The following is a 732-nucleotide window of genomic DNA, read 5'->3' as shown; positions in this document are numbered from 1 at the left end:
TTCGAGGGCACCCCGGCGATCACGGCCGTGACCCAGGGGGCCAACGGCAGCGTCGTGATCAACGACGATGGCACCGTGACGTACACCCCGAACGCCGATTTCAACGGTGACGACCGCTACAGCTACACGGTCACCAGCGGCGGCGTCACCGAAACCGCCACCGTCACGGTGACGGTGGGGGCGGTGGACGACGCGGCCGAGGTCGGCGGAGACACCGGCGGGCGCGGCCACGAAGACAGCGCCATCACCGGCACCCTGACCGCCACCGACGCGGCCGACGGCCTGAGCGACGGCGGCTACTTCACCGTCGAGGCGGGGGATGGTGCGACCAACGGCACGGCCAGCATCGATCCGGCCACCGGCGACTGGGTGTACACCCCGAACGCCGATTTCCATGGCGCCGACCGGTTCACCGTGACCGTCACCGACGACGACGGCCATCGCGCCACCCAGGTGATCAACGTCACCGTCGATCCGGTGGCGGACAGTGCCGACGACAGCGTCAGCGTAGCGGAAGACGGCAGCAGCACCGATAACCTGCTGGGCAACGACCGTTTCGAGGGCACCCCGGCGATCACGGCCGTGACCCAGGGGGCCAACGGCAGCGTCGTGATCAACGACGATGGCACCGTGACGTACACCCCGAACGCCGATTTCAACGGTGACGACCGCTACAGCTACACGGTCACCAGCGGCGGCGTCACCGAAACCGCCACCGTCACGGTGACGGTG

Annotated in this window: 1 protein-coding gene; it reads left to right on the top strand. The window is 68.7% G+C overall.

Annotation, left to right across the window (positions count from 1 at the left end; genetic code table 11):
• A partial coding sequence (locus tag ACLEIV_RS16860; protein ID WP_410457780.1) for an Ig-like domain-containing protein occupies positions 1-732 on the top strand: 732 nt, incomplete at both ends.

Origin of the sequence: Oceanisphaera submarina, from assembly GCF_046521305.1 — a bacterium.
Taxonomy (GTDB): Bacteria; Pseudomonadota; Gammaproteobacteria; order Enterobacterales; family Aeromonadaceae; genus Oceanimonas; species Oceanimonas submarina.
The sequence above is the reverse complement of the archived record's forward strand: the minus strand, read 5'-3'. Positions and strand labels throughout refer to the sequence as shown.